Genomic DNA, 22,865 nt, shown 5'->3' with positions numbered 1-22,865 from the left:
GTTTTTAATAAGTGAAAAATTGAACGTATGTTCTTTTGTGCTATAGTAAGAATGGAAAGAGAATTCGCAGAGGTTAATCAAAGGAGTCAATCTATATGAAATTAGTATCATGGAACGTCAACGGATTAAGGGCATGTGTTAGTAAAGGTTTCTTAGAATACTTTGAAACGGTGGATGCAGACATCTTCTGTGTACAGGAGATAAAACTGCAAGAAGGTCAAATTGATTTACAGTTGGATGGTTATCATCAATATTGGAATTACGCACTAAAAAAGGGCTATTCAGGTACGGCTGTATTCACGAAAGAAAAACCATTGACTGTGAAATACGGTGTAGGCGATTTAGATGCTCAAGAAGAGGGACGGATTCTTACGCTTGAGTTCGCGCAGTTTTATTTAGTAAACGTCTATACGCCAAACTCGCAGCGGGATTTGGCACGATTGCCATTTCGCTTGGAATGGGAAAACGACATGCGTGACTACTTAAAGAAACTGAATGATATGAAACCAGTCATTCTATGTGGTGATTTGAATGTCGCGCATCAGGAAATAGATGTACGAAATGTGAAATCGAACATCGGTAATTCGGGCTTCACCAGTGAGGAACGCGGAAAGATGACGGAGCTATTAGGGGAAGGATTCATCGATACGTATCGGTATTTCAATCCAAATCTAGAAGGAGCATATACTTGGTGGTCGTACATGAGTAAGGTTAGGGAGCGGAATATTGGATGGCGGATTGATTATTTCATAGCCTCCAAACAATTGGAATCTCTGTTGAAAGATGCTACCATCCATCCACATATACTCGGCAGCGACCATTGTCCGATTGTTTTAGAAATTGATTTATAAATAAAGATGTGAGGGGAAATAACTTATAGGGACTACCGACCAAAAATAACGACGTTGCTTATCTTTGCTTATGATTGAAGGAAATGCACAAAATGCCATGAATTTTTACACAGCTATTTTGATGAATCGGAAATTCTAAATGTAGTCCATCAAGAAAACGACATGATCATGCACGCCACATTCACAATAAAAGGACAGGCGTTCATGTGCATCGACAGTTCTATCAACCAAGAATTCACATTCACTCCTTCCACTTCATTGTTTGTGGCATGTGACACGGCAGCGGAAATTGGTCGGCTTTTTGAACAGCTATCACAGGATGGACGAGTCCTGATGCTGCTTTCTGAAACGCCGGTCAGTGACAAGTTTGGTTGGGTAGGGGATAAATTCGGCGTCACCTGTCAATTGAACTAACCAAAAAAGTGATGGAAGTCAATCCGGAAAACGAAAAGGAGCTTGCTTAAGTAGATCATCTACTTAAGCAAGCTCCTTTTTAAAGGAATAAGAAAATATCTGTTTTTCAATCTGGAGCAGTGTCTAGACTCCAGGTGCCTTACGGTTTTCTTAATTATTAAAATCGTTTCCGGTCGATTAAAGAATCATTATTTAATTCATTCCGCTCAAATGGATTTGTATCCAATGAATGTATGGCCGTCCCATCACGTTCATCTAGTACTGCATCGGTCCGGTCGATATCCGCTTCTTCACGGCGCACGGTTTCGTTAACCGTTTCTGTATCATGAACTTCACGTTTGCCAACGACGATTTCTTCACTAACGACAGGACGTTTTGTCACTTCAACCCGCTCTTCCATAACAGGTATATGAATATTTTCACCATCATCAAACACTTCTCCGGCAGCAGTCTCTTCAGTTACTGCGCGTCGTTCAATGTACACTTCTTCACGTGTGACGGGCACTTCTACCGTTTGTGTCTCTTCGACAATGTGCTTACTGACGTTCACTTCACCCGCCTGATAGCGTTCTTTGTCGACATTGAGCTTCTCTTCGTGCAATCTTAGATGTTCTTCCTGTTCTGCATCTGTTCCTAACCCTAACCCTTGGCTGTTCATTGCTAGATTGGGATTATCATAATCATCAACAACAAGATTTGAGCCGATATTAGGATTTGTATAACCTGCTTGATATTCCGTTCCTTGATTTCCATAGAGATTACCGTATTCCTGGTCCACGTATAGAAGAATTCCGCCAGCTTTGACTTCATTGAAATAACGGTTGGATTCTTCGTCGGTGAATCCCATGTTAGTGAATGCACCTTTGACGGGTTCATCTCCGCTCAGGAAAGCGATGAACTTGTCCATCCAGTTACCTTCAGGCGATCGGAGATCCACATCAGTTTCTCCTCGGATAATCGATAATGTATCTGCATCATTCGTCACAATATAAATATCGTTTTCAGTATAACCTTGCGCTTTTAACTCATCAATCTTATTCAAGACTTGGGTTTCATTATGGAATGTACCTACAAACTTTTTGTCAGCCATTTCAAATTGCCTCCTAAGATTTTTATAGTGTTAGTGCTAGTCTTTAAAATACCCAGCTTTCAAATAATAAAACCTATCCGCAATTTGCTGCTGAAGCATATTGAATTCACGTTAACGATTACCTGTTGAACCCATTTGATTAGTAGCAACTGATGCAAAAATGAAAAGAATGAAAGAGAACTTTATCAATTTGCCTCGTAGAAACGGCAAGAACTCTAGGGGAGTTGTCTGTATTTGATTTATAGTTGGCTTAGTATTAACTGCTATTTTGATAGAGAGGTTCTTTTGATAGCCCAGTAGAATAAAGAGGAGAAGGTCAAAACGGATGTTGTAGCCGAGTAAAAAAATGATAACTTGAAAAAGGCTGTAAACCAATATTGGTTTACAGCACTTTTTTGGTAGTAGAAGATTTCTAAGCACCTACTCTGGAGTAACGAAGGTGTTTTTCCCTGCTTTCAAGCCTGATAGGAGGACAATTAAAGATGCAATGATAATAATCAGCATCGGCACTGTCCAACCTGATGTGAAATCGTGTAATAATCCGAAGAGTACTGGTCCAACCGCAGCAAGTAAATAGCCGAAGGACTGTGCCATACCTGATAGATCTGCAGCTTCATGTGGTGTCCGTGTGCGTAATGAGAAGAACATCATTGAAAGTCCAAATGCTGCGCCACCTGCAATTCCAATCAAAATCATAAAGAGTGGAACAAGTGCAGTTGTGCCTGCCATGATACCGCCATAGCCCAAGAGGTATAATAGTGCGACACCCGCTACAATCCAGCGCTGATCTTTTACTTTTCCTGCTAGAATCGGAACGATGAATGTCATTGGTAATTGCGCAAATTGCAAGAGGGAAACCATCCATCCAGCACTATCTGGACTTATTCCTTGCGTTTTTAACACCTCAGGCATCCATGCGGAAGTTGTATAAAATATCAAAGATTGGAACCCCATAAAGAAGGTAACACTCCAAGCCAATGGAGAACGCCATAAAGAGGGTGATTTGGCCTTTTCCAAATGAACATCCAATGAATTTGGTGATTTCTTGTTTTTAAGTTGCGGGAGCCAGACGAGTAGAGCGATAAATGCTAGCAACGCCCAAACTCCTAATGCGCCTCTCCATCCAAACTGTGTATTATGAGAAAGTGGTGCACTGACGCCAACCGCGATGGCTGCGGATAAATTCATAGAGACCGAATAAATACCGGTAATGAGACCCATATGCAGTGGAAAGTTGAGTTTTATTAGACCTGGTAATAAGACATTTCCAAATGCAATGGCAAGTCCTATTAGGAAAGTGCCAATGAGCAAATTAGGTGTTGTGCCTAGAGAACGAGTAATAATACCTGCTGTCAATAAAATGAGTGATACAAATAATGTCAGTTCCATTCCGAAGCGACGTGCAATTTTCGGAGCGAACGGTGAAATAAGTGCAAAAGCGAGCAGAGGAATGGTCGTTAGGAATCCCGCTAATACATTTGAAATGGCCAAACTGTCTCTAATGGAAGAGATTAATGGTCCGACAGATGTTAAAGGCGACCGAAGTGTGGACGCGATGAAAATGATTCCGATAAGAAGAAACCATGTATTTCGTGTGAATTTTAATTTTTTATTTGTATTCATGGAATGTGGATTGGTCAAGATAATGCCCCCAAAGTCTACTTATTTCATCTACAATAACACATTCACCGCACATAGTACGTTCATTGAATTGAATGAATCATTATTTAACTTTTGAGGATGTTGAAATCTGAAATTCCCGTGCTATACTAATAACATTCTAATAGCATTCGCTCATATAATAGCGGGAATATGGCCCGCAAGTATCTACCGATTTACCGTAAATAAATCGACTATGAGAAGCAACGAATTGAAAAAGTCGTACTCATTTAATTGGGTATGTCTCTTTCTTTTCCATTCAGCAAATAAGCCTGAATGACATTGCTCCTCTCATGGTTTGATTGGATGCATGGTCATAGGGCTTATTTTTGTGGCTCTTGATTGTGAAAACAAGAAGGAGGAAAAATAAAATGAAATTGTTAAAAGATAAAATTGTAAAAGACGGTAAAGTATTATCTAATCAGGTGCTAAAAGTAGATTCATTTTTGAATCATCAAATCGATCCACCTCTTATGCAGGCGGTTGGGGAAGAATTTGCAACACGATTTAAAGATGCGGGAATAACAAAAATTCTAACGATTGAATCGTCGGGTATTGCTCCATCAATGATGGCGGGCTTGATACTAGGGGTACCGGTAATTTTTGCACGTAAAAGGAAATCACTAACGTTAGTGGACCATTTGTATACGGCGAGTGTCCATTCATTCACAAAAAACGAAACAAATGATATTTCCGTTTCAAAAGATTTCATTACAGCACAAGATACAGTCTTACTCATCGATGACTTCCTTGCAAACGGACAAGCTGTACTTGGGTTGCTAGATATCATTGAGCAAGCTGGAGCGAAGTTGGCAGGCGTTGGTATTGTTATCGAAAAAGGTTTCCAACCTGGCGGGGCGCTCATCCGTGAACGCGGCATCCGTGTAGAGTCACTTGCGAATATTGCTTCACTCGAAAATGGGCAAGTGACATTTATTGAGGAGGAAACTTCCAAGTGAGCAATCCACTTAAGTCAACTGCTTTAGGGCTCCAACATGTTTTGGCGATGTATGCGGGGGCGGTCCTCGTACCATTAATCGTCGGTAATGCACTGGGCCTAACTTCTACACAACTGACTTATCTTGTTTCCATCGACATTTTAATGTGTGGGATTGCAACGATTTTACAAATTATGAATAACCGTTTCTTCGGAATCGGATTGCCCGTTGTATTAGGCTGTTCGTTTACAGCGGTAGGACCGATGATTGCGATTGGCACCGAGTCTGGAATTTCCGCTATTTATGGGGCAATTATCGTATCGGGACTTTTCGTCATTGTTATTAGCCGTTTCTTCGGTATGCTTGTACGATTTTTCCCTCCAGTTGTAACAGGTTCTGTAGTTACGATTATCGGTATTACGTTAATTCCCGTGGCTATTAACAATATGGGTGGGGGACAAGGTGCAAGTGATTTCGGTTCATTGTCGAATATAGCATTGTCTTTCGGAACGTTGCTTTTTATCCTCCTAGTCTTCAAGTTTTCCACTGGTTTTATGCGGGCTATTTCCATCTTACTCGGCTTGGTTGTCGGGACTGTTGTTGCTACGTTTATGGGGAAAGTTGACTTCTCGGCCGTTCGGGATGCAGCCTATTTCCATATGGTTGAGCCTTTCTACTTCGGTATGCCGACTTTCGAATGGTCGGCTATCTTTATAATGATCTTAGTGGCAATGGTATCCCTTGTTGAATCAACAGGCGTTTACTTTGCGCTAGGTGATATTTGTGAGCGCGATATAAAGAGAAAAGATCTTGAAAAAGGGTATCGTGCGGAAGGGATCGCCGTCTTACTAGGCGGTATTTTCAATGCATTTCCGTATACGACGTTTTCACAAAATGTCGGTTTAATTCAAATGTCAGGTGTCAGATCACGAAAAATTATTTTAATCGCGGGTATTATGTTGGTTACGCTCGGTTTTGTTCCAAAAATCGCAGCTTTCACAACAATTATTCCAAATGCTGTTTTAGGTGGCGCGATGATCGCAATGTTCGGAATGGTCGTTTCCCAAGGAATTAAAATGTTAAGCAAAATTATTACTGATTCTCAAGAGAATTCTATGATCATTGCTTGCGCAATCGGGATAGGACTGGGTGTGACAGTCGTACCTGAACTCTTTGCACAATTCCCTTCAGATCTTAAAATATTAACGAGTAACGGTATTGTCGCGGGAAGTGTCACTGCGATTGTGTTGAATATACTCTTTAATATGTTGCCTTCACGTAAGAAGAAATTTAAAACTGAATAAAATAGTCCACATGTTTTGATATGGACTATGATGTATGTCGCTCCTTAATCATTTAGATTAAGGAGCGACATTTTTTGTGTGAAAAATAATGCATCTGAGAGAAGTTAATAAGAAAACAAACAACTACATTTATTTCTTGAAAAGCGGAAGTTAATCAGGGACACCATCTTGCTATCCATAAACTTATGGTACAATCAGTTGTAATTGTTGATGGATTAATGAGAATATTTAGATGTTGGTACTTTTTACGACTTCAGATTTTTTAATGAGAAAATAATAATTTTGTGTGGCATAAATTAAATATTAAAAAAGATAAGGAGCATGATTAAATGACAAACTTAATAGATTTAACTAAAAAAGTAGGTATTGTATTAGAGAAGAAGAAACTAACTGGTGTTAAAGCAGAAATCATATTAGCAATCGATCAATCAGGCTCAATGAGTTCACTATATAAGAATGGGACTGTACAGCAGATTGTAGAGCGTTTACTAGCCATTGGTATGAACATGGATGCTAATAAAGAAATTGATGTATTTCAGTTCAATAACGGTGCAAATTTTGTTGGTACAGCAACAGAAGTGAACCATGCAACATTTGTAAAGGACACTAAAATGACTGTAAGTGGTGGAACGAAATATGCTCCAGTTATGGAATTGATAGTGAGTAAATATGGAATTGCACTGAGTGGGAATCAAGAACCTGCTAAGAAAAGTTTGTTTGGTGGTTTATTCAGTAAGAAAGCAAAAGAAATTCCTATTAAGCCTGAACATCCTACTTTTGTACTCTTTATAACGGATGGGAATAACTCTGATAAAAGTGAGGCAACACGGATTGTGCGTGAAAGCGCAAATCAACCTATTTTCTGGCAGTTTGTTGGGATTGGTAAAGAAAAATTTGCTTTCTTGCAAAAGTTAGACGACCTTAAAGACAGGTATGTAGACAATGCAGATTTCTTTAAAATCAGTAATGTTGCAAAGGTTTCCGATGAAGAGCTGTATGATAAGTTGCTTACAGAGTTTCCAGACTGGTTACTTCAAGTGAAAGCCAAGGGGATGCTAAGCTGATAAATTACATCTATTAAGAATACTAGAATTATAGGGGAGAATACAATCACGCAACAGGAACTGTTGGTGAATGGAGTGGGTATAGTAAAATATCAACGAACATCAATTAGAGAATTTCAATGAAATAATGTTGACGTATCGTGACTCGAGGTAGCCACAAAAAAACGCCTGTAAGTTAGTGACATAACTATTTTATTTTCCACCTCTCGATTTTAACATGCAATTATTGCGAGATGAAAAGTATCTTCACTAGACAGTGTAAGTCACAACATGCGACGATAACTAGATAGCATTAAGTAAAGGGGGAATTCCATGTATAAACTAATTGCGATTGACCTTGATGGGACATTACTTACGGATGAATTACTGATTACGCCAAGAACAATCGAGGCTATTCAAAAAGCGGTGGAATTAGGAACAGTTGTCACGATTGCGACAGGGCGTATGTTTCCATCTGCGAAATTATTTGCACAGCAACTTGGCATCAATGTACCAGTTATTACGTATCAGGGTGCAATCATTAAAAGCATTGATGACGATGAAGTGATGTATGAACGACTTATTCCTCCTAACATGGCACAAAAACTAGTTGAGATAGCTCGTGATAAAAAAATACATTTGCAAGTTTATCAAGATGATATTCTTTATGCTGCATCAGAAAATGACAAGATTATTGAGTACTCCAAAAAATCGAAGGTCCCGTATAAAATAGAACCGGATCTTGGCAAACTTGCGAAACTAGGATTTACGAAAGCACTCTTTATCGAAGAGCCTGCCTACCTTGCAACCTTACAGGATGAATTGCGGGCATTGTTTGGAGGGAGTGCACATATCGCCAAGTCTTTAGTAAACTATCTTGAAGTGACGCATCCAGAAGCTAACAAAGGAAGTGCTTTATTGCACCTAGCGAGTAATCTTGGTATCGATCGTACAGAAATTATCGCTATAGGCGACAATCACAATGATATTGAACTGATTAAGACGGCTGGTTTAGGTATCGCGATGGGTAACGGGGTCCAGGAATTGAAAGACCTTGCGGATTATATCTCACTGACGAACAATGAAGAAGGAGTGCTCCATGCAATCGAGAAATTTGTTTTAGAGCCTATGGGAGCAATGATAGAATGATGGTGAGGTAACTTCCTTTGGTGTTGAAAATAGTTGAATAGGGCTACTTAATGAAAAAACGCCTACGATAGATGCACTTTTAATAAGTGTGTCAATTACGTAGGTGTTTTATATTGTCTCAGTAATTTAGGTAAGGGCATAGTTTTTCCATTTAATTAAGCCTCTTGATAATTTGGATTTAAAAATAATATCCCTTGAAAAATGGGAATTATCAAATTCCGAAAAAGAATGGCCACGACTGTGAAGTTTTACCTAGAAGTTTCTTCAAATTCAATAGTAACTACTTTTTCAGTTTCGGTAGTATACTCAATTCTTACAAAAACGCCGAATTCGTGGTCACCATCTTTTAACCATAGCTTAAACTTTTCAATTGTTGAATCCTTTCTAGATTCGCTTCCTTCATGAAGGTAGTCAATAATAGTTGCATTGGGATATTTTGATTGTGTTTCTTTTATAGCGAGTTTACCCCACTTAGCGTAAGCTGGAATTTCTGGTGGTGTATGAGCAATGGTTGGGATATATGTTGGTGCTGAATTAACTGTAATAATAATTCCAAGTGCAATAAATGTTTTTCTCATAATTGATGACATCTCCTTTTTTATAGGATGGGTAATTTTTTGAAAGTCATTCTAAGACCAACTGCTTACCATCGTTTAATCCATTTTTTTGATTACAATTATTTCTTTTCTTCGTAAAAATAGACATTGGTAACAGGATATAGAAGATGATTGTACTAAGACTTTCTTACAGGTCAGCTGTATTGACTTAAAGGGTAGTCTTTTTTTGTTGTCTTAAAATGTGAGCGTATTCAAAAAACGACGAGTAATTTCGGATAAATGTGGAATACTAACTGCTGAATCATTTGGAAAACATAGTTTTTCCTATTTTCCGCACAATTTATTTACTTATGTCATTTCGTTTGCTAAACTCATTTAGTTGTATGACGTCAGACAACTAAAATGAGCTTTCCATAGTGCGAATTGGCGTATTAGTAACAAAATTATAAATGGAAAACTTCCATATGAAGAGGTGTACTAGTTGAATTTATTGTGGGGGCTTTTGGGGATAGTTGTGGTATTAGGAATTGCATTTCTTTTATCTAATGGAAAGAAATCGATTAATTACCGGACTATCGTTGTTGGTTTAATCATCCAAGTGACATTTGCATTCGTCGTCTTGAAATGGGAGGCGGGGAGAGCTGGATTAATATGGTTTTCTGGACTCGTGCAAAATGTCATTGACTACGCTGGCGAAGGGGTTGCATTTCTTTTCGGTCCGGTAGCGGACGTTGAAGGATTCGGTTTCGTCTTTGCATTCCAAGTGTTGACGATCATCATTTTCTTTTCTTCCTTGATTTCCGTGCTATATTATCTTGGAATTATGCAGGTGGTTATCAAACTGATCGGAGGCGCATTATCGAAACTGCTTGGCACGAGTAAAGCAGAATCGGTTTCTGCGGCCGCGAATATATTCGTCGGACAGACGGAAGCTCCACTTGTCATCCGACCTTTTTTGGCAAACATGACGAAGTCAGAGCTTTTTGCAGTCATGACAGGAGGACTTGCATCTATTGCTGGTTCTGTTCTCGCGGGTTATGCACTCCTGGGTGTTCCACTTGAGTATTTAATTGCAGCAAGCTTCATGGCTGCACCTGCAGGATTGATTATGGCGAAAATATTTATACCGGAAACGGAGAAGTCAGAAGTTGAAGATTTTGAGATGGGTAAGGATCAGGAATCTGTGAACGTTATTGATGCAGCAGCACGTGGGGCAGGAGATGGATTAAAACTTGCCTTGAATGTCGGTGCCATGCTATTGGCGTTCATTGCGCTTATCGCTATGATGAATGGCATGTTAGGCGGAATCGGTAAATGGGTGTTTGGCTTTGAATCGTTGACCGTTGAGGGGATTCTCGGCATTCTATTTGCACCGCTGGCATTCGCCATCGGTGTTCCTTGGTCAGAGGCAGTAACAGCAGGTGGATTCATTGGTCAAAAACTTGTGTTGAATGAGTTTGTCGCGTATGCATCATTCGCACCTGAAATTGCATCACTCAGCCCTAAAACAGTCATCGTCGTGAGCTTTGCACTTTGTGGCTTTGCGAACTTAAGTTCACTGGCAATTCTTCTTGGCGGATTAGGTTCTCTTGCACCAAGTCGACGTCCTGACATTGCAAGACTGGGTGTTCGTGCGGTGGCAGCTGGGATGTTAGCCTCGTTATTGAGTGCCGCTATTGCAGGGATGTTCATTTGAAAATGAAAATTTGAATTCCAAAAAGGACTGGACGGCTACGATGCCATCCAGTCCTTTTTGGTTTAAGTGCTACAGCAGATTATCTAATTAACCGTCGCTGCCATCTTCGATATGGTCGTCATCTTTCTTATCATCAACGACGCCATCGTCATCAACCTCAACATCTTTATCTGTTTCATCATCAGTATCTAAATCTACATCCCTATTTGTTCCATCCTCAGGATTGACATCTTCTACAGGTTCGTTAACATCCACGTCAACATCGTCGTCATCCCCATCGCCACATGCAGCAAGCATTCCGACTGAGAGCAATGTTGCCGCTCCTAGCTTTAACCATTTCTTTTCGCCTTTAAGTTTTAAATCCATTTAAATCTCCTCCAAGAGTATGTCTAAGATGAATGGTGCATGTTCTTGTAATACCCACATTTTATCGTGTGAATCATTTAGATTTTTCAGATAGGTGAAAGAAGCATAGTAATTAGAGTCCTGTTTCCTAACTAGTAACTTCATGTTCTTGCTGGAATTCGTATGGTTACCGTCGTGCCTACTCCGAGCGAGCTATCAATCTCAATGCCATATTGATCACCAAAATAGTACCGAATTTGATCATGGACATTTTTAAGCCCGATATGTTCTTCGGTTAATGTACTGGAGGATTGTGCAAGGCGATTTTTCAAGTATTGTAGTTGTTCTTCATCAATACCGACTCCATTGTCACTCACCGTTATTAGCATATCCTGGCCGGAAAAAATAGATGAAACTTCAAGTATTCCAGCTCCATATTTACGCTCTAACCCATGGACAATACCATTTTCTACAAGGGGCTGAAGGGAGAAATGCAAAAGTCGTATAGATTCACTAGTTGGAGCTAAGTTTTCGACGTACTGAATTTTATCTCCGAATCGCATTTGTTGTACTTGGATATACAGGCGAATGTGGGTCAATTCTTCTTCCAATGTGATTGTTTCTTTCCCACTTTGGATATTAATTCGAAATAACTGTCCGAGTACCCCAATCATTTCAGCAATATCCCGTTGTTTGTTTAACACCGCTTTCATTTGAATCGATTCAAGTGCGTTAGCTAAAAAGTGCGGATTGATTTGACTTTTAAGCGCGCGGTAATGTGCTAGCTTTTGTTGAGCTTTTAACACAGAGGACCGTTCAATGTAATCTTGTATGTCCGTGACCATTTTGCTAATTCCCTGATAAAGTCCGCCAAATTCATCCTGACGTTTGCTAGTCAAGTTAACATCGAATTTTCCGCGACCGATTATTTTCACTTGCCTACTTAAAAAGATAATTGGTTCAGTTACACGTATGTATAAGATCACCATAAATAACATAGCCATACCAATCGAAAAGAAAGCTAACCCTAAAATAACTTTGCGAAGCATTTCCGCATGCTTAGTCATTTCCTGTTCTTCTATATATTGAATAACTGTCCAGTCTGAGTAGGGAGAAGTGACAAAATTGAAAAATGAATTAACCCCGTCTACCGGTGCGTAAAAATTCCCGGATTCCTTATTTGAATCGGAAAGGAAAGGCTGGATAGCGGGTTTAAATGTCATATTGGAGTCGATTTGATCTAGGTCAGAAGCGTAAATAACACTGCCAAGAGGATCCAAAATAACGAAATTCCGATTATGATTTTCTGATAAATTTAGAATGTTACGTAATGAATCTAAACGGATATCAATAAGCAAAACACCTAACGGTTGTCTGCTTCCATTTTTATTAATTACCCTTGCGATTGATATCACTGATTCATTGGAATTTACCCTATTAAATGGTTGGTGAGTACCAAATAAGACGATTCTACCTTTTTGCTCAATGGTTTGTTTATACCATTCTTCGTTTGTTAAGTTACTCACATCGTATACGGATTTTTTTAGTGTCGAATAAAATACATGGTCACCTATATAAATTTGGACGCTATCGACATTCTCAATTGTTATTTCAATTGTACTGATAAAATGTTCAATCGCATTTTCGTATTCTAAAATTTGAACATAGTCTCGTTCTGAGTCATCTCCTTGCCAATTTTCAAGCGCATTTTGTAGTTTACTGTCCATCTGTGCAGTAAGCGCCCCCATCTCGATGCTCTGCAAATATTGATCGAAATTAAAAGATAGATTATTAAGAATGAGATTCGAACTATTTTGATACTCTTTTTTAGCTGATTGAATTGAAAACATGTAAATCATTACGGATAAAATCAGCAGCGGGATGGTAATCGTCAAAATCATAAGGACAAAAATTTGATGATTCACATGTTTAAATTGGAAAAATGGTAAGAAGCGCTTCAAATGGTTCATAATATCATAGCCTTAACTGTTTTCTATATTCTGTTGGTGTCATTTGGGTAATACTTTTAAATACTTTTACGAAATGTTTATAACTTTTATACCCACATAAACTTGCCACGTCGGCGATGGAATGTTGCGACACCTTCAGGCATTGTAGCGCATAATTAATTCTTATTTCGCTTACAAAAGTCATGTAGTTTTTATTTAATTTTGTTTTGAATAGCCGACTTAAATAAGAAGGATGATAAAAGAAATGTTCGGCAACCATATTGAGTGTTAATTCTTGATCCAAATGCAGTTTGATATAGGACTCTATTTTTTCGAAAAGTTGAAGGCCTTCTTCAGGCGCAATTCCAACCCCTTGATTTGTACCTCGATCTGTCAGCCGTTCGAAAGATTGTGGCATAAGTTGCTTTAGGCGTATTTTTTCTAAGCAATTTACAATAACTGAAAAACTTTTTTCGTATTGCAATGGTTTTAGTAAATAATCATATACACCGCCATAATGAATGGCTTTTTGCGCGTACTCGAATTCATTGTGGCCAGTCAAGATAATAAAAAGGGTATCGGGCAGTTTTGATCGGAGCTGTCCAATCATTTCAAGTCCATCCATTACAGGCATACGAATGTCTGTAATCACCAAGTGGGGGAGCTCGATTAAAGCTCTATCCACTCCGTCTTTCCCGTTTTCCGCCTCAATAATTGTATGGACCCCTAACTCTTTCCAATCGAAGTACTGTTTTAATCCAGAACGTATGAGAGGTTCATCCTCAACAATCATCAATTTATACATCGTATTCCCCCAAAAATCATTTGATAGTAGTTGTTGTTTTTTAGGAATGTGTTAAAAGACCTCTAAATTTCTATTACTTACTTAAACAGCCATTTTGTGAATCTATTTTAAGTGTACACGATAAAAAAAGTTTCCCCAACAATAAATTGGTAGAAGATTCAAACATGTTGTGGAGGTTAATCTTTAATGGCGGCGTAGTGAAGTTGGAATTATTAAATAATTTAAAGGGGTTTGGAGCATTTATGTCAGAATAGGGCTATGAATGTAAAGTTCATGGGATTGTCATGTCTGGTTATTGACTTTATGCTTAAAACAGGAAATGAAAGCGCTTCACCACTATTTCCGGAAATACAAGGAGGGGGAGATATTATGCGAGGTTCGAAAAAGGGTTCTGTCTTGTTAGTTGTAATGGCCCTTGTATTATCACTATTTTTGACCGCTTGTAGTCAAGACACAGCAAAGGAAAGCGAAGGTGGCAAAGACACAGACAAAAATCCAAGTAATGAAAAACAGGTGGAAATAACGTGGTGGAATTTCCCGAACTTCCAAGCTTTAGATGGAGAAGTGGGTAAGTATGAGAAAGAAATTATTGCCGCTTTCAATGAAAAAAATCCAGACATTAAAGTGAAGTTAGAGATGCTTACTTTTGAAGGTGGACCTGAAAAGCTGAATGTAGCAATCGCTACGAACACAGCACCAGATATGATCTACGACGCTCCAGGGCGGATCATTGATTGGGGTAAGAAAGGGTTACTTGCACCACTAAATGACATGATGCCAGATGATGTGAAAAATGATATATCTCCAGCGTTAATGAAACAATCGATGGTTGGAGATCAGGTTTATATGTATCCATTCAATACAGGGCCATTCATGATGGCTGTCAACAAGACTTTATTTGAGGACATTGGCGAACTTGATTTGCTACCATTAGATCGACCAGATCGGACATGGACTGTAGCGGAGTATGAGAAAGCGTTACATGCAGTTAAAGAAAAGGCTCCGGGTATCATTCCATCTGGTTTCTATGCAAAAAGCGTTGCGGGAGACCAAGGGACACGAGGATATATTACTAATCTAGGAACTAGTCGGTTTTTGAATGAAGATTATAGCGCTGTTGCGATTAACTCAGAAAGCGGGATTAAAGGGCTTGAATGGGTTGTTCAAGCTTCAAGAGATGGACTGGTGGCACCGGGCGCTGCTTCATTAGATGCTGGGGATCATAATGATTTATTCTTGCAAGGTAAAATGGCATTTGCTATTAACTATTCTGCTGTACTTAAATCACTTTTTGCTCCAAATAAAACAGAGGACTTTGAGGATGTTTTACTTCCTTATCCAACACCGGATGGATCCGATCCGAAGCTTGAACCATTTCTTGGTGGTCTAGCAGTCTTTAATAATGATGACGATAAAAAAGCTGAAGCAGCAAAAAAATTAGTTGACTTCATCGTGAACGATCCTGAATGGGGCGAGAAAAACTTGATTCAAACAGGAGGTTTGTCAGCGCGGAACTCAGTTACAGGCCTATATGAAGGGTCTGAGTATGAGTATTCAGAGCTGGCACGTAAATTCATAACAGATCCACCAACGATTGCAGACGGCTATGCAGAAGTGCGTACTTTCTGGTTCCCAGCACTGCAAGAAGCAATCCTTGAAACGAAATCAGCTAAAGAAGCGTTAGGTGAATTTGCGGAGAAATCCAATGCCGCGATTGAGAAAGCGAAAGCAGCGAATAAATAAAGTGAAGAGGAGCAGCATTATTTATTCGCTGCTCCTTTCCATAAAGAATTAGATTGGGGTGAAACAATTGTTAGCTACCATTCGTAAACCAAACAAAAACAAATTACGTGATTGGATGATGAGTTATTTGTTTTTATTACCTGCGTTAACATTTTTCCTCATTTTCGTTGTGTATCCCATGCTGCGAGGAATATACATGAGTTTTTTCGATTACAACATTACGAGTTTTGAATTTATTGGATGGGATAATTATGTAACTCTTTATCATGATAAAACGTTCCATAAATCTATGATTAATACAATTGTACTTGTTGCAGTTGCTGTTCCTATCGTTATTGGTTTTTCTATTTTTGTAGCGATGTCCATCTATAAGAAAAGTGAATTTATAAGATCATTTTGTAGGGGGATATTCTATCTACCTGCTGTAACCTCAGTGGTGAGTGTTACTGTCGTATGGGGTTGGATCTATCATCCTAACTTTGGAATTCTTAATTATATTACTAGTTTTTTTGGAATAGAGCCGGTCTCCTGGCTGGGAGATCCTAAAACAGCTTTGATGGCGATTACAGTTATATTAATCACGACTTCCGTTGGACAGCCAATTATTCTGTACGTTGCTTCACTCGGTAACATTCCGACTACGTATATTGAAGCAGCCCAGATTGATCGAGCTACACCGTGGCAAATTTTCCGGAAAATTATATGGCCATTACTGATGCCGACAAGTTTATATGTGATTGTCATTACGACAATTAATTCGTTTCAGTGTTTCGCTCTCATCCAATTGCTAACCTCTGGAGGTCCAATATACAGTACATCGACCGTGATGTATGGCGTATATCAACAAGCATTCCTACTTGGTAATTTTGGCTTAGCTTCTGCAATGGGGGTCATTTTAGCTTTAGTCATTGGAGTGATTTCTATCATTCAATTTAAATACTTAGGCAATGATGTTGAGTATTAGGGGGAGGGAAACGTCATGAAAGCACAATCCCAGTTAAACATGAAGAAAAAGTTTAATCGATCTAGTAATAAAAAATGGTTTCATGAATTAAGCGCATTCAAAATAATAGCTACTCTATTACTGATTCTCTCTGCACTATTCTTTGTTTTTCCGTTTTATTGGATTATCACGGGGGCATTCAAAGCTCAAGTTGTTGCGATAACGATACCACCAGAATGGTTTCCACTAAAACCAATATTGGATAACTGGGTAACACTATTTAGTAATCCGGTTTGGCGCTGGACATTTAATAGTTTTTTTATTGCAAGCAGTGAAATGATTGCTGTCTGTTTTGTAAGCGCTACAGCGGGCTTTGTTCTAGCCAAAAAAGTATTTCCTGGGCGCAAGCTGATCTTTATTGTACTAATTGCTGCAATGGCACTCCCTAAACAAGTTATTCTTGTTCCATTGTTCACAATGCTAGCGGATTTCGGTTGGGTAGATACATATAAAGGGTTAATCATTCCGGCAATCGGCTGGCCATTCGGTGTATTCCTTATGAAACAGTTTTCTCAAACGATACCCAATGAACTTTTGGAAGCTGCTAAAATAGATGGCTGTGGTGAAATTCGTACGTTTTGGCATATTGTTATTCCGATGCTAAAACCAGCTCTAGGTGCTTTGGCAATCTTTACATTCATGTTAAGTTGGAACGATTATTTCAGCCAACTTGTTATCACTCGTTCGACGGAAATGATGACCCTACCACTAGGTATTGCTACGATGCAGGGTGAGCATAAGACTGATTATGGGGTCATGATGGCTGGAGCAGCACTTGCATCTGTACCGATGATCGTCATATTCACATTGTTCCAAAAGTCCTTTACACAAGGAATTACGATGGGCTCAGTCAAATAAACACCCGCTTCGTCGCTCTGCGAAAGGCTGCCTCTTGTAGAGCGCCTTCGCTCAGTTTACATAGATAGTCAAGAGGGGAGAAAAGAATATGTTACTTGATAAGTATAAAGGAATTATTCCAGCATTCTATGCTTGTTATGATGAAGCAGGAGAAATATCACCAGAGAGAATTAAAGCGTTAGCGATTCATCTTTATGAAAAAGGAGTACAAGGTCTCTACGTTGGTGGCAGTTCGGGGGAGTGTATTTATCAAAATCTTGAGGAGAGAAAGGCGACATTGAAATATGTTGCCGAAAGCCTGAAAGGGCAACTTACGTTGATTGCCCATGTTGGAGCACCATCAACAAAAGAAAGCGTTGAATTAGCGAAGTACGCGGAAGAATTAGGGTATGATGCGTTGTCTGCTATACCGCCAATTTATTTTCAACTGCCTGAAAGTGCAATTGAAAAGTACTGGACGGAAATTATGGATTCAACGGACCTGCCGTTTATTATTTATAACATCCCTCAAACGACCGGATACAATCTTTCCATTAACTTACTCAAGAAGTTATTACAGAACGACAAGCTAATTGGTGTGAAAAACTCTTCGATGCCAGTCATGGATATTGAAAGATTTAAAGCGGCAGCACATGACGACTTTATTGTTTTTAATGGCCCAGATGAGCAATATGTATCCGGAAGGTTAATTGGTGCGGATAGCGGGATTGGCGGAACTTATGGTGTGATGCCAGAGTTGTTCCTAAAAGCGGAAGAGTTTGTATCAGCCGGGGATTTCTCAGAAGCGCGGAAAATTCAACATGACATTAATGATATCATTATGGCATTATGTTCATTGAATGGTTCAATGTATTCCGTTATTAAAGAAATCTATAAACTAAAGGGCGTAAATATTGGTAGCGTTAGAGGCCCATTAGAGCCGGTATCTGGAGACGATATTGAGAAAGTTGAAGGTATTAAGACTAGGATTGACGAAGTAATAATGAACTATCAGACTCAAAATTAAAATGTTGGCGGTGGATAAATGAAACCAATTGTATTGAATTCAGAAACGATTTTGGGCGCTATATCACTTGGAAAAAGTGGAGGGCTTATTAGTCCTTGGAGAATTTTTCATGAAGATAAAGATTTTTATACGCCAAATCAACTTAACCGAACAGCAGAGATACCTGCCGGCGTTCGAATAACGTTTGAAACAAACTCCCCAACGATTAAAGTGGAATTTGCAGCATCTGAAGTTGAAGTAGAATTCGATGTCGTGATTGATAGGGAATTAGTGAAAACGATAATAGTTAGATCTAAGGATACGTCTTTTACAGTGGATGGTCTCTTAGCAAGTAATAAAGTTGTTGAAATTTATTTATCGCAACGACAAAAAATGGCCGTAAGGAATGTTTATATTGCTGAAGAAGCGAATTGGAACGCTTACCCTTCTTTAAGGAGGAAATGGCTGGCCTATGGGAGTTCCATTACTCAATGCCAGGCGGCAGAAAGCCCTTCACAGACATGGCCGGTTATTACCGCGGCCGAATTAGATTTGGATTTAACTTGCCTGGGATTCAGTGGGCAATGCCAGTATGAACCAATGATTGCTAGAACGATTAGGGATACGCCCGTTGACTTTATTTCCCTCTGTGCGGGCATAAATATATACGGTGCAAACAGTTATAATGAACGAACATTTCAAGCGATTATCATTGGATTTATTAAAATTATTCGTGAAAAACAGTCGAAAGTTCCAATAGTTTTAAGTTCTCCTATTTATGGAGCATTTAGAGAGGGGACCCCTAATCTAGTCGGCTTTACGCTTATTAAGATGAGACAACAAATACAAGAAATTGTAGAGATATTTAGAAGAAATGGTGATGATCATCTTTTTTATGTGAACGGGTTGGATATCCTGGGGGAAGACTACGCCGGCTTACTACCGGACGAACTTCATCCGAATGCAGAAGGCTATAAGCTGATGGGGCATAATTTTGCAAATGAATTTAAGGAATATTTTAAATGAAAGCAGGGCTACATGGAGGTGTATTTAACTGAAAACTAAAGCGGAAATTTTTGCTGCTATAGAACATGAACTTATTGTTTCTTGTCAGGCACTTCCAGAAGAACCAATGCACAGTTCGTTTATAATGGGGAAAATGGCATATTCCGCAATGAAGGGCGGGGCTAAAGGAATTAGAGCGAATAGCGTTGAAGATATTAAAGAGATTAAAAAAAATGTGGAATTGCCGATCATTGGCATCATTAAAAGTGTTTACAAGGGATCTGATGTTTTCATCACACCAACTCTAAAAGAAATAGATTTACTTTATCGAGAAGGTGTGAACATTATTGCGTTAGATGCAACTAATAGAATCAGGCCGGACGGTAAACTCATAAGCGAGGTTTTCCCTACTATTCGCGAAAAATATAGTGATCAACTATTCATGGCTGATTGCTCAACGTATGAAGAAGCGAAAGAAGCTTATGCATTAGGATTTGATTGCCTAGGAACAACACTTAGTGGCTATACCGACTATACGCGAGGCACAAGTTTGCCGGATATGGAGTTAATTGAGAGGCTAGTGAAGGATTTTCCTATCCCGATTATCGCAGAAGGCGGTATTTGGACACCAGAACAACTTAAGCGCGTGTTCGAACTAGGGGCTTACTCTGCTGTTGTTGGAACAGCAATAACAAGACCTATGGATATTACAAAAAGGTTTGTTGATGCTATTAAATGAGAGATGTTAATTGAACAGTAAAAAGGAGCTAAAACCATAGCGGTTTATAGCTCCTTTTTGTGTAGGTAACCCGTGGCGGTGATAATACGGCAGATGCCAGTCATAATCGGAGCCATGGCGAGCATAACAGGTCTCATGCCGGTCATAATCAGATGGACGGTCGCTTTTCCAGCAAGAAATGCCTTAAATCTGAGGTGCAGTAATGTATTTAGTTAATTGTTTGTTTGTTCCTTCAGAAGAGAATCAAACGCGATGCTCTTTGTAATTGTGTATTTTTGCGATATGCCCTAACTGAGTGATTTCTTCGTCAGTCGTTTTTTTCTCGTAAGCGATGATTGAATCGAGCAATTGCTCAGTTGTGCGCGCACCAACGAGGGCTGACGCTACTGTTTTATCATGAAGGGCGAAAGCAATTGCCGCCGCGTGCAGGTCTTCTGATTGTTCACTCAGCGCTTGGACTGTTTGTGTTAATTCACTCGCATTATATTCGACAAATCCATTCGCTTTTGCAGTTCTTGATAAACCTTCCGATGTTAAAAAACCTTTGGCTATGGTCCCACGCGTAATAACAGAGGCACCGGCCTCGTGGATCGTTGGAAACCATTCTTCTGGTCTGCGGTCAAGCAGGTTATATTGCATCATTACAGAGACTGCTGAACTAGTATCCAAGAATCGCTTAATAACATTCGGACGAATCGAAGAAATGCCATATTGACGAATAAGTCCATCTTTTTTTAAGCTTTCAAATGCATCAATTGTCTCCTCCACATTGTCTTCCATTGTCCCGCCATGAAGCTGGTAGACATCGATATAATCTGTGTCGAGGCGCAATAGACTCTGTTTGACTGCCTCCATAATATGCTCTTTTGAAGAATCCCATGTCCATCCTTCACCACTCGGATTCATCTTATTGCCGGCTTTCGTCGCAAGGATAATATCATTCCGTCTTCCTTTTATCGAAGACCCCAGGAGTTCTTCATTTTTACCGCTATTATACAAATCGGCTGTATCAAAGTAATTGATGCCTGAGTGAATCGCAGCGTCGACGATGTTTTTCGATTCGGTTAAATCATCTGGCAGTGACATACATCCGAGTCCGATTTCGGAAATGTATAGACCGCTTTTACCCAATTCTCTTTTCTTCATGAAAGCACCCCCTGTTTTGTTCATGGTACAATGACGTCACACTATTATCCATAAAAAGGAGTCGGAAATGATGAATAAATATGAAGAAAAAACAATTTCAGGTGAAACACTTTATGAAGGTAAAATTATCACACTGCGTGTTGAGGAAGTGGAACTTCCGGATGGTAAGAAAGCGACACGTGAATTGATCAAACATCCGGGGGCAGTTTCCATCATTCCGATTACTGCTGATGGAAAAATTGTACTCGTTGAACAATATAGAAAAGCGCTGGAACGTACGCTGATTGAAATTCCAGCGGGGAAAATTGATCCGGGAGAGGAACCGGCAGTGACGGCGGTCCGCGAACTGGAAGAAGAAACGGGATACGGCGCGAAAGAATTTACTTATATCCAGTCCTTTGCAACGTCCCCTGGTTTTGCAGATGAAGTAATTCATATGTATTTAGCACAAGATCTATATAAAATCGAAAACCCGGCAGCGGGAGATGAAGATGAATTCATTGGACTACTAGAAGTGACACTCGTAGAAGCGCAAGAAATGGTTGTGTCAGGAGAAATTTTCGATGCAAAAACTGCGTTCGCTGTTCTTTATGCCAAAAACCTTTTAACAAAGTGACCTAATTTTGAACGGACAAGCATATGTTGTATAAGGTGACACTTCAATCGATGGGGGAAGTCTTATCCCCCCGCGGATTGAGGCAGGACTCAGACTTATTACGCCGTGTTCTATGGCAAAAAGGAGGGATGAATTTCAATCCCTCCCTTCTGAGTGACCGACAGGGAGGAATGAACTGCAATTCCTCCTCGTTGGCCCGAACCAATCGGGCTTTTACGGACAGTTGACCCCCATTTACGTTTATTCTTACGCCAAAACTTAAATGGGGTTCTTTTGACGTACTAATGCCGATGATGCCACAGGAAGTGGTGTTTCTAGTCGGCTTGTCCGTCACCGTTAATGCAGGATAAACTATGCGGAGGTGAAGCTTTGGTCCGTTCTTTATCGTTCATCCACTTATTTGTCATTCTTGCAATTGGCTTTATCGGTGGAGCGCTCTTATTTCGCGAGATGCCTACAACTGCGGTAGAGAGGGTAGTTACATTTTATGATGCTCGGGTCGTTCTAGGGCATGATGCAGGTTATATAAAACCTGTGGGTATGGCAGCACTCTTTTTTATCATTGCGTTTATACTGGCGATGTTTAGGAAAACAAGATTCACCGTATTACTTTTCGGAGCAGTGAAATGTGTTCTTTTCGGATTGTCTTCTTCCTATTTACTAGCTTCAGGCACGAAAATAATGGCTTATTCAATTTGGTGGTTTCCGTTTCAGTTTCTTATTTGTTTTCTGTTTTTAGTGTATTGCGCAATCCTAAGTCCACCTTACTTTATGCGTTCAACGATGGGGAAAGGCCCTAATACACGCGCATTACCGATGATTGTCGGCATGTCGATTGCCATACTTGCTATCGAAATTATCGTCTTTCAATTCATTTTAAAGTAGAATATTTTCGTCTTTAATTATCTGTCTGCTCCCTTTCTGTTGTCATAAGGAAAGCCCATTTGTTATAATGGATACAGTTTGAGGG

General features: G+C 39.5%; 22 protein-coding genes and 1 riboswitch. Of the genes, 15 read left to right on the top strand and 7 right to left on the bottom strand.

Features of this window, described 5'->3' with window-relative positions:
• The first annotated feature begins 95 nt into the window (after positions 1 to 95).
• The gene (locus H7992_RS15385; protein ID WP_067210531.1) at positions 96 to 851 is read left to right on the top strand and encodes an exodeoxyribonuclease III; all 756 of its coding nucleotides are present in this window, start codon (positions 96 to 98) and stop codon (positions 849 to 851) included.
• A 132-nt stretch (positions 852 to 983) separates the two neighbouring features.
• Positions 984 to 1,265, top strand: a complete 282-nt coding sequence (locus tag H7992_RS15380; RefSeq protein ID WP_255428699.1) for a VOC family protein — start codon at positions 984 to 986, stop codon at positions 1,263 to 1,265.
• A 157-nt stretch (positions 1,266 to 1,422) separates the two neighbouring features.
• On the opposite strand, the gene H7992_RS15375 is transcribed toward H7992_RS15380, so the two are convergent.
• A complete protein-coding gene (locus H7992_RS15375; protein WP_187045162.1) occupies positions 1,423 to 2,355 on the bottom strand; it encodes a YsnF/AvaK domain-containing protein in 933 nt (310 codons plus the stop codon).
• A gap of 420 nt (positions 2,356 to 2,775) precedes the next feature.
• Positions 2,776 to 3,978, bottom strand: a complete 1,203-nt coding sequence (locus H7992_RS15370) for a CynX/NimT family MFS transporter (protein ID WP_067213981.1) — start codon at positions 3,976 to 3,978, stop codon at positions 2,776 to 2,778.
• Between the two features lie 151 nt (positions 3,979 to 4,129).
• A riboswitch (purine riboswitch) is annotated at positions 4,130 to 4,231 on the top strand.
• 154 nt (positions 4,232 to 4,385) lie between these two features.
• Between H7992_RS15370 and H7992_RS15365 the strand changes: the two genes are divergently transcribed.
• From H7992_RS15365 to H7992_RS15350, 4 genes are all read left to right on the top strand, one after another.
• Complete coding sequence (locus H7992_RS15365; RefSeq protein WP_067213979.1) at positions 4,386 to 4,973, top strand: xanthine phosphoribosyltransferase; 588 nt, start codon at positions 4,386 to 4,388, stop codon at positions 4,971 to 4,973.
• Positions 4,974 to 5,020: 47 nt separating this feature from the next.
• Positions 5,021 to 6,256 (top strand): nucleobase:cation symporter-2 family protein, encoded by a 1,236-nt coding sequence (locus H7992_RS15360; protein ID WP_067213980.1) that lies wholly within the window; start codon positions 5,021 to 5,023, stop codon positions 6,254 to 6,256.
• Positions 6,257 to 6,585: 329 nt separating this feature from the next.
• Entirely contained in the window at positions 6,586 to 7,320 is a 735-nt protein-coding gene (locus H7992_RS15355; RefSeq protein ID WP_187045161.1) for a VWA domain-containing protein, read from the top strand.
• 312 nt (positions 7,321 to 7,632) lie between these two features.
• The gene (locus H7992_RS15350; protein ID WP_067210524.1) at positions 7,633 to 8,448 is read left to right on the top strand and encodes a Cof-type HAD-IIB family hydrolase; all 816 of its coding nucleotides are present in this window, start codon (positions 7,633 to 7,635) and stop codon (positions 8,446 to 8,448) included.
• 248 nt (positions 8,449 to 8,696) lie between these two features.
• Here H7992_RS15350 and H7992_RS15345 read toward each other — a convergent pair whose 3' ends face one another.
• The gene (locus H7992_RS15345) at positions 8,697 to 9,026 is read right to left on the bottom strand and encodes a DUF3889 domain-containing protein (RefSeq protein ID WP_067210521.1); all 330 of its coding nucleotides are present in this window, start codon (positions 9,024 to 9,026) and stop codon (positions 8,697 to 8,699) included.
• A 460-nt stretch (positions 9,027 to 9,486) separates the two neighbouring features.
• Here H7992_RS15345 and H7992_RS15340 point away from each other — a divergent pair, with 460 nt between their 5' ends.
• Positions 9,487 to 10,701 (top strand): NupC/NupG family nucleoside CNT transporter, encoded by a 1,215-nt coding sequence (locus tag H7992_RS15340; protein WP_187045160.1) that lies wholly within the window; start codon positions 9,487 to 9,489, stop codon positions 10,699 to 10,701.
• 87 nt (positions 10,702 to 10,788) lie between these two features.
• Here H7992_RS15340 and H7992_RS15335 read toward each other — a convergent pair whose 3' ends face one another.
• From H7992_RS15335 to H7992_RS15325, 3 genes are all read right to left on the bottom strand, one after another.
• A complete protein-coding gene (locus H7992_RS15335; protein ID WP_187045159.1) occupies positions 10,789 to 11,067 on the bottom strand; it encodes a DNA primase in 279 nt (92 codons plus the stop codon).
• Between the two features lie 140 nt (positions 11,068 to 11,207).
• Positions 11,208 to 13,016: a cache domain-containing sensor histidine kinase gene (locus H7992_RS15330; RefSeq protein ID WP_187045158.1), complete on the bottom strand. Its 1,809-nt coding sequence runs from the start codon at positions 13,014 to 13,016 to the stop codon at positions 11,208 to 11,210.
• Between the two features lie 4 nt (positions 13,017 to 13,020).
• Entirely contained in the window at positions 13,021 to 13,800 is a 780-nt protein-coding gene (locus tag H7992_RS15325; protein ID WP_187045157.1) for a response regulator transcription factor, read from the bottom strand.
• A gap of 369 nt (positions 13,801 to 14,169) precedes the next feature.
• Between H7992_RS15325 and H7992_RS15320 the strand changes: the two genes are divergently transcribed.
• The 6 genes from H7992_RS15320 to H7992_RS15295 all read left to right on the top strand — a co-directional run bounded on the left by H7992_RS15320 (position 14,170) and on the right by H7992_RS15295 (position 20,133).
• The gene (locus H7992_RS15320; RefSeq protein WP_187045156.1) at positions 14,170 to 15,543 is read left to right on the top strand and encodes an ABC transporter substrate-binding protein; all 1,374 of its coding nucleotides are present in this window, start codon (positions 14,170 to 14,172) and stop codon (positions 15,541 to 15,543) included.
• Between the two features lie 115 nt (positions 15,544 to 15,658).
• Positions 15,659 to 16,507 (top strand): carbohydrate ABC transporter permease, encoded by an 849-nt coding sequence (locus H7992_RS15315; protein WP_187047913.1) that lies wholly within the window; start codon positions 15,659 to 15,661, stop codon positions 16,505 to 16,507.
• 15 nt (positions 16,508 to 16,522) lie between these two features.
• Positions 16,523 to 17,404: a carbohydrate ABC transporter permease gene (locus H7992_RS15310; protein ID WP_255428447.1), complete on the top strand. Its 882-nt coding sequence runs from the start codon at positions 16,523 to 16,525 to the stop codon at positions 17,402 to 17,404.
• Between the two features lie 88 nt (positions 17,405 to 17,492).
• Positions 17,493 to 18,410 carry a dihydrodipicolinate synthase family protein gene (locus tag H7992_RS15305; protein WP_187045155.1) on the top strand — a complete coding sequence of 306 codons (918 nt, stop codon included), beginning with the start codon at positions 17,493 to 17,495 and terminating at the stop codon, positions 18,408 to 18,410.
• Positions 18,411 to 18,428: 18 nt separating this feature from the next.
• Positions 18,429 to 19,415, top strand: coding sequence for an SGNH/GDSL hydrolase family protein (locus H7992_RS15300; RefSeq protein WP_187045154.1), 987 nt, complete (start codon positions 18,429 to 18,431; stop codon positions 19,413 to 19,415).
• Between the two features lie 28 nt (positions 19,416 to 19,443).
• On the top strand, positions 19,444 to 20,133 hold the full coding sequence (locus H7992_RS15295) for an N-acetylmannosamine-6-phosphate 2-epimerase (RefSeq protein ID WP_067210503.1): 690 nt from the start codon (positions 19,444 to 19,446) through the stop codon (positions 20,131 to 20,133).
• A 243-nt stretch (positions 20,134 to 20,376) separates the two neighbouring features.
• On the opposite strand, the gene H7992_RS15290 is transcribed toward H7992_RS15295, so the two are convergent.
• Positions 20,377 to 21,279 (bottom strand): aldo/keto reductase, encoded by a 903-nt coding sequence (locus H7992_RS15290; RefSeq protein ID WP_187045153.1) that lies wholly within the window; start codon positions 21,277 to 21,279, stop codon positions 20,377 to 20,379.
• A 70-nt stretch (positions 21,280 to 21,349) separates the two neighbouring features.
• Here H7992_RS15290 and H7992_RS15285 point away from each other — a divergent pair, with 70 nt between their 5' ends.
• Together H7992_RS15285 and H7992_RS15280 are read left to right on the top strand one after the other, a co-directional pair.
• Positions 21,350 to 21,895 (top strand): NUDIX domain-containing protein, encoded by a 546-nt coding sequence (locus tag H7992_RS15285; protein ID WP_067210499.1) that lies wholly within the window; start codon positions 21,350 to 21,352, stop codon positions 21,893 to 21,895.
• 369 nt (positions 21,896 to 22,264) lie between these two features.
• Positions 22,265 to 22,780, top strand: coding sequence for a hypothetical protein (locus H7992_RS15280; RefSeq protein ID WP_067210496.1), 516 nt, complete (start codon positions 22,265 to 22,267; stop codon positions 22,778 to 22,780).
• Positions 22,781 to 22,865 lie beyond the last annotated feature (85 nt).

The organism is Sporosarcina sp. resist (assembly GCF_014302295.1).
Classification (GTDB): Bacteria; Bacillota; Bacilli; order Bacillales_A; family Planococcaceae; genus Sporosarcina; species Sporosarcina psychrophila.
Note: the sequence above shows the minus strand (reverse complement) of the source record. Positions and strands in the feature narration are given on the sequence as shown.

Bases quoted from the DNA above. Each gene is read 5' to 3' on its own strand.
- H7992_RS15305 (WP_187045155.1), top strand. From the start codon at position 17,493: ATGTTACTTGATAAGTATAAAGGAATTATTCCAGCATTCTATGCTTGT.
- H7992_RS15335 (WP_187045159.1), bottom strand. From the start codon at position 11,067: ATGGATTTAAAACTTAAAGGCGAAAAGAAATGGTTAAAGCTAGGAGCG.
- H7992_RS15300 (WP_187045154.1), top strand. From the start codon at position 18,429: ATGAAACCAATTGTATTGAATTCAGAAACGATTTTGGGCGCTATATCA.
- H7992_RS15370 (WP_067213981.1), bottom strand. From the start codon at position 3,978: ATGAATACAAATAAAAAATTAAAATTCACACGAAATACATGGTTTCTT.
- H7992_RS15330 (WP_187045158.1), bottom strand. From the start codon at position 13,016: ATGAACCATTTGAAGCGCTTCTTACCATTTTTCCAATTTAAACATGTG.
- H7992_RS15355 (WP_187045161.1), top strand. From the start codon at position 6,586: ATGACAAACTTAATAGATTTAACTAAAAAAGTAGGTATTGTATTAGAG.
- H7992_RS15325 (WP_187045157.1), bottom strand. From the start codon at position 13,800: ATGTATAAATTGATGATTGTTGAGGATGAACCTCTCATACGTTCTGGA.
- H7992_RS15320 (WP_187045156.1), top strand. From the start codon at position 14,170: ATGCGAGGTTCGAAAAAGGGTTCTGTCTTGTTAGTTGTAATGGCCCTT.
- H7992_RS15375 (WP_187045162.1), bottom strand. From the start codon at position 2,355: ATGGCTGACAAAAAGTTTGTAGGTACATTCCATAATGAAACCCAAGTC.
- H7992_RS15345 (WP_067210521.1), bottom strand. From the start codon at position 9,026: ATGAGAAAAACATTTATTGCACTTGGAATTATTATTACAGTTAATTCA.
- H7992_RS15350 (WP_067210524.1), top strand. From the start codon at position 7,633: ATGTATAAACTAATTGCGATTGACCTTGATGGGACATTACTTACGGAT.
- H7992_RS15360 (WP_067213980.1), top strand. From the start codon at position 5,021: ATGTATGCGGGGGCGGTCCTCGTACCATTAATCGTCGGTAATGCACTG.
- H7992_RS15365 (WP_067213979.1), top strand. From the start codon at position 4,386: ATGAAATTGTTAAAAGATAAAATTGTAAAAGACGGTAAAGTATTATCT.
- H7992_RS15290 (WP_187045153.1), bottom strand. From the start codon at position 21,279: ATGAAGAAAAGAGAATTGGGTAAAAGCGGTCTATACATTTCCGAAATC.
- H7992_RS15285 (WP_067210499.1), top strand. From the start codon at position 21,350: ATGAATAAATATGAAGAAAAAACAATTTCAGGTGAAACACTTTATGAA.
- H7992_RS15385 (WP_067210531.1), top strand. From the start codon at position 96: ATGAAATTAGTATCATGGAACGTCAACGGATTAAGGGCATGTGTTAGT.
- H7992_RS15315 (WP_187047913.1), top strand. From the start codon at position 15,659: ATGATGAGTTATTTGTTTTTATTACCTGCGTTAACATTTTTCCTCATT.
- H7992_RS15310 (WP_255428447.1), top strand. From the start codon at position 16,523: ATGAAAGCACAATCCCAGTTAAACATGAAGAAAAAGTTTAATCGATCT.